The sequence below is a fragment of the Legionella sp. genome (assembly GCF_965140895.1).
Taxonomy (GTDB): domain Bacteria; phylum Pseudomonadota; class Gammaproteobacteria; order Legionellales; family Legionellaceae; genus Legionella.
The window spans coordinates 1-10,216 of sequence record NZ_CBCSKT010000144.1 but is presented as its reverse complement, the minus strand read 5'-3'; the positions used below and the strand labels follow the sequence as shown (position 1 = coordinate 10,216).

The following is a 10,216-nucleotide window of genomic DNA, read 5'->3' as shown; positions in this document are numbered from 1 at the left end:
TTAAAGATGGAGTACAGGTTGTCGAGCAATCAGACAGGAAGGCCGCCTAAGGCTGTACACCAGATTTGACAATAACTCATGTTAAGTTAGTTTCACCATCAACATACATAAGCCTAGGCTTCACTTCTTCCTGTATTTGAATTCAAGAAGCTATGCTGGTAGAGTAGAACGAGGAGAACAAAATATTTCGATGCAGAGCCTTATTCAAATTGCTCTCACGCTTCAAGTGGAACCTAGTGAATTATTCCCTCCTTTAAAAGAGCTTAAACCACCTTATAGAAAACGACTACAATAGTTTTAACTAACTTGAAATTTAAAATCTTCAGAAAATTAAATAAAATTATGTAAGTAAATACATATAATTAGCCTCATTTGCCCACATTTAAAACAACTCCCAGATTGACATCATTTTGTATTTTTAGTAGTTTCCGCAGAAGTAGAAAGGATTTCTAAGAAAGACTATCTACTAAATCAGATTTATTGCAGGCTATTCTTACGTCTCGATAAATCTTGGCCAACTAACTAGTTTTGTTAGTTGGATTTCACTATGGATTAATAATGGAGTTATGTTATGAAAACAACTACAAAAACTAAAACCCTAACAGTTTCTAAAATTTCTGCTGCAACCAAAATTGCTTTAAAAGCCTCTTTAATTACAGCGGTTCCTTAGTCTTCATTTCTGGCATAATTTTATTTGAATTAATAACTTCATTCATTTGAATAATATTATTGCCAGAAATAATCTTTATAGTGGTTTTTGTATGAAACAGATAAGATTAAATGAAAATTTGTATTTGCAACCTCATGAAAACGGAATAATTATTCATCTACCTGATGATCAGTCACTTAAAATAGATGAAAAAGAATTTTTTATAGATTTACTTTATGAAATTAAAAAATCTGGAATGCATGGTAAAGAAGAAGTTTATAAACAACTTTTCTTCAAACATGATGTATCCGGAGAGGAATTTGATGAAGTCTTTCAGATTTTAATTGACAACAATATTGTAAAATTTAAAACTAAGTTTACACATACCCTATCGGATAAAGAATTAATAAAATTTGATAGACAGATCAAAAGCTTTGCTACCCTTAAAGGCAATAATATTGATGATGCTATCCAGTTTCAGGAAAAAATAAAGAACTCACATGTTGGAATTTTAGGTGTTGGCGGTGTTGGTTCTTATGTAGCATACGGATTAGCTTCCATGGGTATTGGAAAACTAACACTTATTGATCATGATCACATTGAATTAAGCAATACCGCCAGACAAATGCTTTATAATGAAGATGACATTGGCAAACAAAAGCTTGATGTTGCTGAAAAAAAGCTAAAACTAGTTAATCCACACGCTGAGATTGTTACAGTTAACCAAAGAGTAACTCGTTCCCAAGATTTAGAGTCTCATTTAGAAGGCATTGATATTTTAATTTTGTGCGCTGATACGCCAAGGGGAAAAATTGTATATGTTGTCGATGAAGCTTGTCAGAATAAGCAATGTCCGTTTATTTTTGGACTACCTTCTTTTAATCAAATAACTTGTGGTCCACTAATAATACCTAACAAGACAAGAAGTTATAAAGAAATTTTCCCTAATCAATCCGAAATACAAGAAACAAATATTTCAGACTCAGAAAAAGAGAAAACTGATTTAATAAATTCTGGTTTAGTTGCAACAATCATTGATCCATACAATGCTATTGCTGGGAAACTGGTTGCTCTGGAAGTAATAAAATTTTTAACTGATTTCTTACCCTGTCAGCTAATTGATCGCGTATTTAATTTTGATACAAATACATTAAATTCCTGTATTACTGAGGTGTAGTTTGTCTTTTTCTTCTATTAAAGTGACTGAACTTGTCGAACAAACAGGGAATATACCTGTTAATTTATTTAATTTACTATCTCTGGTGGAACATAAAACTAATGTTCCACTTAATACTGATTGGCAGATTTTTAAGGAAAATGACGATACTGTTCTCTTGGAAAAAATATTTAAAGAGTATGGAACTAATACCAGCTTACAAAATGTATTTGACTATTTATTAGAGTGCGAATCTACTTATTCAAATCTTCTATCCAGTTATTTAACACAGTATCGAGATCAGAATAAAAGTAATGACAACCACCTTTTTCACAAGCACGGGTATAATTTAAAAAATTTAAAACAAGAACCATGTCTTCATCGCGAACAAGAGCAAGAACTTATAAAAATTTGTCTTAAAAGAAATTATAAAAATAATATCATGCTTATCGGTGAACCTGGAGTAGGAAAAACCTTTCTTATTGCATCGATTGCTCATATTCTAAACTTAGATATTTACTACATAGACATTAGCAGCATACTATCCGGCTCTAAATATCGCGGCGAATTTGAAAAAAAATTTCATGGTATTCTTAATGAGGCTTTAACTCACAAGAAAATTTTATTTTTTGATGAGGCTCATACGATATTAAATACAGGAAACTCTGATGGGGGAATATCAGGTGCTGATATATTAAAGCCCTATCTTATGCGTGAAGAATTTCAAATGATTGGCGCTACTACAATCGATGAAGCAGCTATATTTGTTAACGATAAAGCTTTTGAAAGGCGTTTTAATTTTATTCACCTTGAAGAACTAACTGTAGAAAATACAAAAGAGATTATAAAAAGTAAGCATCAACAAATCATTGATTGGGATCCTCTCCTTATAGATAAAATATTTATATATTTAGGCAATACGTTCAAGAATAGAAACTACCCAGATAAGGCTCTTGATTTCTTTGATTTTTATTTTGCTGGTGAGCAATTATCATCGTTTAAAATTGATGAAATGGAAAAAGTATTCAGCCTTTTTAATCGCATGAATAATATGTCAGTATAAATTGGGTTCATAAATGCAATTATTCTACAGGCTATTAATCTATACCATATTATTTTCAAGTATAAGAATGCTAGTGGGTGGCTACTCTTCTTTATATTTAACCAATCATGGGTTATCGATTGCGGATATCTCCTTTTTAAAGGCGTTTCAAGGAATAGTAATTGTACTTATTCAAGTTCCGGTAGGGGTGATCATTGATAGGTGCAATAATAGGTTTCCTTTCATACTGATTTCAATTTTTCTTGCAGCCATTTGGATGTTTTTAACTGCCATAGGTAATACAACTTCTATTTTCTTTGCAGCAGAATTTTTTAATGGTTTGTCTTTGGCAATTTTTAATGCAGTGATGTTGCCTATCTTAGTTGAAACTTACTCTTATGAAACAGGAAAGGATGATTATAACTACACATTAGGCAAGTTTTTTAAATATCAAAACTTATTAATGGTAGTCTCTGTACTTTTAGGTAGTGTTTTTGTAACTGTGGAGTCAAGGTACGTTTGGTTTGTTGCTTCTTCTATTTTGACAATAATAGGGTTATTTTCTCTTTTAGCTAATGATTTAAAGAAATTTAATATAACTACATCAAAAAACCAACCATTAAATAAAACAAGTTTGCACTTTAAGAACTTACTCAATGTATTGAGAGTTGAAAATATCATTATTTTATTTATTGCTAATATTTCACTTGTTACTGTGTTTCAAATTTTAGCCCAATTTTGGCAGGTAATCATTTATGATTATTTAGGTGAGCATACTTCTGATGCAATAGTATATGGACTTATTTTTGCGGTCATTTTAGTATTTCAAGCACTAGGATCGTTCTTTGCTGAAAAGAAAAGCTCACTAAAAATAAGCTTATTTTTTATGGCTTTTTTCGTTGCTGCTACAAGCTATCTAATCGGATATAATGGAAATGAAATCTATAAAATAATCCCTATTATCCTGTTTCTTTCTTGTTTTATTTTATTTAAATACCCTTCAATTATTATCAGCGCATTACTCCATAAAAATATCAGCAATGACATTAGGGCAACTTTTGATTCACTCATTAGTACAATTTCAATGTTGGTATCAATCGGTGCGTTTTATATGATTGGAATTTTACTCAATAATTTTGGAAATAAAGTAATTATTTTATCTTTGACATTTTTAATGATGACAAGTTTTTTTAGCACGTTCCTATATGTGATTAAAACAAAATATGGCTTAAGAAATAGTTTAATAACGAGTTCTTAGATAACCATTCCTTCTAATAAACTCACTGTCTCTTCCATAGGATTAATCTCTGCTAAACAGCTATAAGGCATCACCCACATTGGATCAGAGTGACCAAAATCCATATTAACTACTACAGAAACTTGGGGTAATTGATATTCTTCAAATACAGCCAAAATAGCTTTTCCATAGTCTTTAAATTCCGGGGCTAGGATCTGTTGACCACCAGGCTTACTAAATAAAATACCTCCAATTTTAGCCAGTATTCCTTGGGCAGCTAAATTTCTTAAAAAGCGTTTTAAAAATAATGGTGCTACACCTTCTTCTGAAGTTTCTAAGAAAAGAATGCACCCATCCCAAATCTCTAACGAAGGCCAAATTTCTGTAGCATTGATAAACTGCAATACCTCAACACAGCCCCCTAGTAAACGTCCTTGAACTATTTTGTCAGTACATCCAATAAATTCCCATTTCATTTCGGACTCAAGCTTTCTTTGTATCATTTGATTGGAAGGTTTTTGCCAATCTAAATATTCCTTAGTCCATCCCTCACTTGCTCTGGGAATGGCACCTATTTTATCCGTTGAAAAAAAGCTCTGTTTTATCGCACTTACTGTGTACTCATGCATTGCTACATTTTCTGCAAAACCTGTCATTACCGAGGTACCATAAAAGCTTGCTATGCCCGCTTTTAAACACATAAAATGCAAAACAGTACTGTCAGAATAACCTAAAACTATTTTTGGATTTTTACGGATGATTTCAAAATCAATGTAAGGTAACAACCTTATAGCATCCTCTCCGCCGATCGTTGAGAAAATTCCTTTAATGGTAGGGTCTAAAAAAGCTTGCATTAAATCTTCAGCTCGAGCTTTAGGATTTCGATAAACCCAATCAGCATCTTTTAATGCATGAGGCATTTCAACCACTTCCAATCCGAAAACAGATTCGAGTCGTTGTTTGCCTGCTTCATAACGATAAGGAAAAGTACCAGGACCACCCCATGAGGCGCTAATCACCGCCATTTTATCCCCGCGAGTCAATTTCTTTGGAAGAATCAATTGCTTCATATCCTCATCCTCATATAAGTCCGTAAAAAGATTACATTCAAAATAAGAAAATTTCTGACCTACACTTTCAATTAAGTGTACCCCGAAGTGTACCCCGAAAAATTGCTAGTGTGTTTTTTGGAATGTAACTCATTGATTCTATTGGTCGGGACGGAAGGATTTGAACCTTCGACCACTAGCACCCCATGCTAGTACGCTACCAGGCTGCGCTACGCCCCGATTGGCTCCAATGATAACTAAGTCTGGGGAAGATAACAAGTAGTTGAGGTGTAAAGACAAGGTTTAAATTCAACTTTAAACACCTCAAGCACGATTGTAGCTCGATTAAAGTAGATGTCTTAGCTTGATGGCTTCTACTTTCGAATGCGAAATTTGAATGTAATGACTGCATCCGGTTAGCTCTGCAAATTGTAAATCGTTCACTGCATTTACGATTATTTGTTTTGCCTGGTCTACAGAATCATCTGCAATCAACGCTGCTGCGACATTCATTTGGTTGGCCGCTAATGCTAGTTTATCAACACAGATGGGATTGTGTTGGCTTACCACCAATGACTTCACCATTTTTGCCAGATCATTGCATCGATTCACTATAAGATCTTTGTTTTGCTCTGCTTGAACTGATGACACACTTAATGAAAATAAACTTAAGATTAAGGCTTTTTTTAAAATCATTTTTGACATAGTGATACTCCCTGTAAGTTGCAATTAAACATGCAGGAATTGCTGCTTAGAACAATAAATACAACTATTCACTTATGCCTCCCCTCTCTCTGAAAAGGGAGAAGGGATCATTGAGTCGTAATGCTGAATAGTTACATTTAACCAAAAGCATTAATTCCCGTAATATGCTTCCCTAGCACTAAGGTATGGACGTTATCCGTACCCTCATAGGTAAAGACTGATTCTAAATTCAGCATATGCCGTATAACATGATACTCAAGACTAATTCCATTAGCTCCTAATAGATTCCTGCATTTTCTGGCAATTTTCAATGCTTCACGGCAAGAATTCCCTTTGGCTAATGAAATCATTACTGGGGTTTCGCGTTGCTCTTCTTTCAAACGACCGATCTGTAAATTCAGGCATTGTGCCTTGATAATTTCAGTATACATATCAGCCAAGTCTTTTTGAATGATCTGGAACGAAGCTAGAGGCTTATTAAATTGCTTGCGCTCTAATAGGTAGTCGCGAGTAATGTCAAAGCACGACATTGCCGCACCCATTGCTCCCCAAGCGATGCCATAGCGAGCCTGACTTAAACAACTTAAAGCAGCTCCCAATCCTTTTTCAGAACCAGGGAGTAAGTTTTCATCTGGAACAAATACATTATCAAAAACTAACTCGCCAGTAATGGAAGCACGTAAAGACATCTTTAATTTAATTTCTGGACAACTGACTCCCTCGGATTTAGTATCAACGATAAATCCGCGGATTCCTGCCTCAGTTTTTGCCCATACAATGGCAATGTCTGCAATTGGTGCATTGGTGATCCACATTTTTGCACCGTTTAAACGCCAGCCGCCATGTTCTTTTTTAGCGTTGGTGCGCATACTGGATGGATCAGAACCTGCATCAGGTTCAGTTAAACCGAAGCAGCCGATAATTTCACCGGTAGCCATTCCTGGTAAATAACGTACTCTTTGCTCTTCACTGCCATAACGGAAAATTGGGTACATGCATAAGGAGCTTTGTACGGAAACAAAACTACGTAAACCACTATCACCTTTTTCTAATTCCTGGCATACCAAACCATAAGAAATATAGGAGGCTTCTGCCCCACCATATTCAGCCGGCAAGGTTAGCCCTAATAAACCTAATTCTGCCGACTTACGAATCAGTTCACGGGGAAAATGTGCCTGTTCATAAGACTCAGCCATTAAAGGCACTACATCATTTGTAACAAAACGAGCGACGCTGTCGCGTATCATTCGTTCGTCATCTCGCAATTGTTCATCAAGAAACAACAAGTCGTCCAATTTCTATCTCCCTTTTCTCTGACTGTAACGCGATTACCGCTTCAATAATACTTTCTTTACTTGGTAACAAATATTGCCAAGCAGTCCCTAATGGAATAAAACAATCTTTACCGGTAATTCGTTTGATTTGCAAACTCGATGATGCTTGTTCTACTAGTAAAGTAATCAACCCTTCACTAATAGAGCCACTTTGTCGGCCTTCATCAACAATAAGAACCTGTTTTGCCTGAGCTACTTCTTTTACAATAGCTTCAGCAGGTAAAGGACTAAGCCAGCGTATATCAACAATTTTTACGTTGATGTTATGTTCGTCTTTTAAGACTTTTGCTGCTTGGCATGATAAATAATAGCCGTTGGCGTAAGTTAAGATAACTGTAGGGCCTTCTCCCTGAGTACCAACTTCTCCAGGTGCAATCATTTCATTGGGTTGAGGATAATCAAACAGCCAACCATTATCACCGGTTTGGTGCAAGTCTTTCGTCATATACAGGGCGATTGGTTCTAAGAACACGATAACTCGCCCTTCTTCATGGGCTAAGCGCATGCAAGTACGTAGCATTTTAGCAGCATCTGGGCCGTTGGAAGGACATGCAACAATCACACCAGGTAGATCACGTAATACAGCAATTGAGTTGTCATTGTGGAAATGCCCCCCAAATCCTTTTTGATAAGCTAGTGAGGCAATACGAATCACCATGGGATTTTGGTATTGGCCGCTAGAGAAAAAGGAAAGTGTTGATGCTTCGCCTCGTAACTGATCTTCTGCATTATGCAGGTAAGCTAAAAATTGGATTTCCGGAACTGGGATAAAGCCATTATGGGCCATTCCAATTGCGGTACCTAAAATTGTGGTTTCATCAAGGATAGTATCAAAGACGCGGCGTTTACCGAAGCGAAATTGCAAATCGGCGGTGACACGGTATACCCCCCCCTTTTTACCTACATCTTCACCAAAAACCACCATATTAGGATACTGCATCATTAAATCAGTGAGTGCAAAATTAATGTGCTGACATAGGTTACGCTTTTGCTTCAATTGCGGATAAGCGTTGGCAAATATGGCAGAACGTGTTACTTCATTGGGCAATGAGTGCCTTGGCTTATGCGTGATTTTAGGAACAATGGAAGCCATGATTGCTTCAGCGCTGTCCATTTTAGGTTGGCTAATTGCTTCAGCAGCTTTGGCTTCAATTAAATGTTTATTGCTTTCATAGAGGCTGATGATTCCTTCTAAGCTCATCCAGCCTTCGCGATAAAGCATGCCGGCAGTGTGTAATAAGGGATCATGTGATTCTGTGAATTCTATCTGTGATTGAGATAAGTATTGGGACTCAATATCTGATCCGGCGTGACCGAGTAAGCGTACACAGCGCATGTGTAAAAATACCGGCTGTTTTTTATAGCGGGCCAAGTATTCTGCTTCTTGGGCTTTTGCGTAAATATCCGCAAGATTTAAGCCATCGCAAGCGATGTAATTTAATCCTGGGCGCGAATTAATCGATTGTTCAATCCAATTCACCGGTGTAGGTACGGAAATGCCTATGCCATTATCTTCGCAAATAAAAACGATGGGTAATGGGTAATTTTGTTGGGCAATCCATGAACAGGCATTTAAAGTGGTTTGTGCTGTTGCGTGATTTGCTGAAGCATCACCAAAAGAGCAAAGAATGATTGAGTCTTGCTCTAATTTGCTTTCGATTCCTAAGTCTTTAGCGCGTTTAATTGATAAAGCGGCACCTAAAGCTTTGGGTAAATGCGAGGCTATTGTTGATGTTTGGGGGGGGAGGTTTAGGGGAACTGAGCCAAATACTTTGTGTCGGCCGCCAGAAATGGGATCATTGGAGGCGGCAACTAGGGATAGTAAAACGTCTTTAACGCCATCGATACCTGTTACTTGTTTAGAACGTTGTACATAGAAAGCACCACTGCGGTAATGTAAAAAGGCCATATCTTCTGGTCGAAAAACTTGGCCAAAAACCGCATTTCCTTCATGCCCACTACTACCGATGGTATAAAAAGATAGGCCATTTTCTTTAAGTTGTCTGGCGATTAAATCGAGCAAGCGTGATTTAATTTGGGAGTCAAACAACTCTATGGCAGTCTTTTTATCCAGCTCAGCTGTTTCTAGGCTAATTGAGCTATTGGCTATAGGGAAATCTGCTTGCCTTACCCTTTTAATAAATTGTTCATCAACTACACTGGCTCTATCTAACATCCTCACATCCTGTTGAATTGCTGTCGATATCAAGGTGATGAGTATATACGGATTCAAAATGATCCGGAAGCCGGAAGAACGTGTTGTATTGATAAAAAAATCTCGGCTCTAATTGGCGATGAATGATTAATTAACCTACACTTTGATTAATAATAGAAATAGGGGCTAATGATGAAATGGATTGTTCTGTTGGGGGTTGTGGTATTTATGTCTGGATGTTGTTGTACGCAAGTTGTTGCCTATCGGCAAGTGGCGGTTACTCCTGTTGTAGAACCAGTTATGGTATTTCCTTATAGGCAAGGGCCTATTGATGTGACAACTACTACTATTGATTATTACTGATGTGTTATTGAGCCAATGTAGCCTGGTTGCAGGCAACTGAATCTTATACACATCGTGCTACGATACAAAAAAATAATCCAATTGCTTTTTTGTATTGGAGCAAGATGTGGAATTGGATATTGAAAATGCGCAGTCATGGTCAGAGTTTGTATTTTCACAGTGTGACTTTAAAGACAGTCGCTTAACCAAGCGGCTTATCGCCTATTAAAAATAGATAAATCCTATTTATTTGATGAGTTAAAGCAAGCAACGGGCCTCGTTGCGCAGAAAGGCGGACGAAAAAAGCGTCAAGTCATCATTGAACTTAAAGCACTGCAGGTGACACTGACGCCTCCGCACCGCCAGACAGAAGGTTTAGATGAACTAACATCGATTACATTGACCGCGTTACTTGCTGAGGAAGAGTCCCTGCAATGGATATTATTAACCTAATAGGATATTGATTTTATGGATGGTAGAAACAAAAAAAGCGGCTCTAGGCCGCTTTCTTGTTCTTAATAAAACCCTGGCGATGACCTACTTTCAC

General features: G+C 36.6%; 9 protein-coding genes and 1 tRNA gene. 5 read left to right on the top strand and 5 right to left on the bottom strand.

From position 1 onward, the window contains the following. The first annotated feature begins 136 nt into the window (after positions 1 to 136). From ACQY7T_RS13400 to ACQY7T_RS13385, 4 genes are all read left to right on the top strand, one after another. Positions 137 to 295, top strand: a complete 159-nt coding sequence (locus ACQY7T_RS13400) for a helix-turn-helix domain-containing protein (protein WP_428414026.1) — start codon at positions 137 to 139, stop codon at positions 293 to 295. Positions 296 to 761: 466 nt separating this feature from the next. Beyond that, complete coding sequence (locus tag ACQY7T_RS13395; RefSeq protein WP_428414025.1) at positions 762 to 1,826, top strand: HesA/MoeB/ThiF family protein; 1,065 nt, start codon at positions 762 to 764, stop codon at positions 1,824 to 1,826. 1 nt (position 1,827) lies between these two features. Beyond that, positions 1,828 to 2,868: an AAA family ATPase gene (locus ACQY7T_RS13390; protein WP_428414024.1), complete on the top strand. Its 1,041-nt coding sequence runs from the start codon at positions 1,828 to 1,830 to the stop codon at positions 2,866 to 2,868. 13 nt (positions 2,869 to 2,881) lie between these two features. Further along, positions 2,882 to 4,105: an MFS transporter gene (locus tag ACQY7T_RS13385; RefSeq protein ID WP_428414023.1), complete on the top strand. Its 1,224-nt coding sequence runs from the start codon at positions 2,882 to 2,884 to the stop codon at positions 4,103 to 4,105. Here the strand turns inward: ACQY7T_RS13385 and ACQY7T_RS13380 are convergent. The 5 genes from ACQY7T_RS13380 to ACQY7T_RS13360 form a co-directional block, all read right to left on the bottom strand. Further along, positions 4,102 to 5,154 carry a S66 family peptidase gene (locus tag ACQY7T_RS13380; protein ID WP_428414022.1) on the bottom strand — a complete coding sequence of 351 codons (1,053 nt, stop codon included), beginning with the start codon at positions 5,152 to 5,154 and terminating at the stop codon, positions 4,102 to 4,104. The genes ACQY7T_RS13385 and ACQY7T_RS13380 overlap by 4 nt on opposite strands. Positions 5,155 to 5,296: 142 nt before the next feature. Then, positions 5,297 to 5,373, bottom strand: a tRNA-Pro gene (locus ACQY7T_RS13375). Positions 5,374 to 5,478: 105 nt separating this feature from the next. Then, positions 5,479 to 5,838 carry a hypothetical protein gene (locus ACQY7T_RS13370; RefSeq protein WP_428414021.1) on the bottom strand — a complete coding sequence of 120 codons (360 nt, stop codon included), beginning with the start codon at positions 5,836 to 5,838 and terminating at the stop codon, positions 5,479 to 5,481. A gap of 137 nt (positions 5,839 to 5,975) precedes the next feature. Beyond that, positions 5,976 to 7,133, bottom strand: coding sequence for an acyl-CoA dehydrogenase family protein (locus ACQY7T_RS13365; RefSeq protein ID WP_428414020.1), 1,158 nt, complete (start codon positions 7,131 to 7,133; stop codon positions 5,976 to 5,978). Further along, positions 7,111 to 9,348 (bottom strand): thiamine pyrophosphate-dependent enzyme, encoded by a 2,238-nt coding sequence (locus tag ACQY7T_RS13360; protein ID WP_428414019.1) that lies wholly within the window; start codon positions 9,346 to 9,348, stop codon positions 7,111 to 7,113. Before ACQY7T_RS13360 ends, ACQY7T_RS13365 begins: the two co-directional genes overlap by 23 nt. 168 nt (positions 9,349 to 9,516) lie before the next feature. On the opposite strand from ACQY7T_RS13360, the gene ACQY7T_RS13355 reads away from it, so the two are divergent. Then, on the top strand, positions 9,517 to 9,690 hold the full coding sequence (locus ACQY7T_RS13355) for a hypothetical protein (RefSeq protein ID WP_165485226.1): 174 nt from the start codon (positions 9,517 to 9,519) through the stop codon (positions 9,688 to 9,690). The last annotated feature ends 526 nt before the right edge of the window (positions 9,691 to 10,216 follow it).

Excerpts from the sequence above, each read along its gene's own strand:
- ACQY7T_RS13355 (WP_165485226.1), top strand. The coding sequence starts at position 9,517 with ATGATGAAATGGATTGTTCTGTTGGGGGTTGTGGTATTTATGTCTGGA.
- ACQY7T_RS13385 (WP_428414023.1), top strand. The coding sequence starts at position 2,882 with ATGCAATTATTCTACAGGCTATTAATCTATACCATATTATTTTCAAGT.
- ACQY7T_RS13395 (WP_428414025.1), top strand. The coding sequence starts at position 762 with ATGAAACAGATAAGATTAAATGAAAATTTGTATTTGCAACCTCATGAA.
- ACQY7T_RS13370 (WP_428414021.1), bottom strand. The coding sequence starts at position 5,838 with ATGTCAAAAATGATTTTAAAAAAAGCCTTAATCTTAAGTTTATTTTCA.
- ACQY7T_RS13380 (WP_428414022.1), bottom strand. The coding sequence starts at position 5,154 with ATGAAGCAATTGATTCTTCCAAAGAAATTGACTCGCGGGGATAAAATG.
- ACQY7T_RS13360 (WP_428414019.1), bottom strand. The coding sequence starts at position 9,348 with ATGTTAGATAGAGCCAGTGTAGTTGATGAACAATTTATTAAAAGGGTA.